Consider the following 766-nt stretch of genomic DNA (forward strand, 5'->3'; position numbering starts at 1 on the left):
ACTCAGATTTATCACCTGATGACACAAACCGTTGTGCCTCGCCCGATAGCGTGGGCATTGACGGAATCTTCCGACCAAGAGTACAACCTAGCGCCTTTCTCTTACTTCACGCCTGTTTCCAGCAATCCGCCGCTACTGATGTTATCAGTTGGGAAAAAGCCGTCGGGCGAAATCAAAGATACCACTCGTAACGCCTTAGAAACGGGTAAGCTAGTGATTCACATTGCTTCTTCAAGTTCTGCCGAAACAATGACAGCAACAGCAGCAACACTCGATCATGGTGACTCTGAAGTTACCGCGAATAATATTGAACTGGTTGAATTCGAGGGCTTTTCTTTACCGAGAGCAAAAGAGTGCGCGGTCGCTTTTGGTTGCACCTTGTACGAAGTAAAAGAAGTGGGAGAGGTGCCACAAAGCCTTATCTTTGCTCAAGTTGAAACCGTGTACATTTCCGAAAATGTGATTGATAAAGAGAGTGAACGTCTGAAGATTGATGCGATGGCATTGGACCCTTTATCTCGACTTGGTGGCGGTGAATACGCGACGCTTTCCAATGTGTTCTCTGTTGCACGCCCTAAATAGTGTTATCGATTTAGCTTAAGCAGAATCGCAGCCCTAGAAATCCATTACCTTAAATTTAAGTGTTCCTAAACTTATGTTAGATACCCAATACTCGCAGTACATCCAACACCGAATTGACCAAAAAACCAAGCCACTCGGTGCGCTTGGCTTACTAGAAAAAGTCGCACATCAACTGGCATTGATT

Annotated in this window: 2 protein-coding genes; both read left to right on the forward strand. The window is 45.3% G+C overall.

Features of this window, described 5'->3' with window-relative positions; translation table 11 throughout:
* A partial coding sequence (locus AB4232_RS22190) for a flavin reductase family protein (RefSeq protein ID WP_372088025.1) occupies nucleotides 1–582 on the forward strand: 582 nt, incomplete at its 5' end.
* Between the two features lie 73 nt (nucleotides 583–655).
* Nucleotides 656–766: nicotinate-nucleotide--dimethylbenzimidazole phosphoribosyltransferase (locus AB4232_RS22195; RefSeq protein WP_372088026.1), on the forward strand; the 111-nt coding region annotated here is incomplete at its 3' end.

This window comes from Vibrio sp. 10N.286.46.A8 (genome assembly GCF_041470165.1).
GTDB lineage: Bacteria > Pseudomonadota > Gammaproteobacteria > Enterobacterales > Vibrionaceae > Vibrio > Vibrio tasmaniensis_A.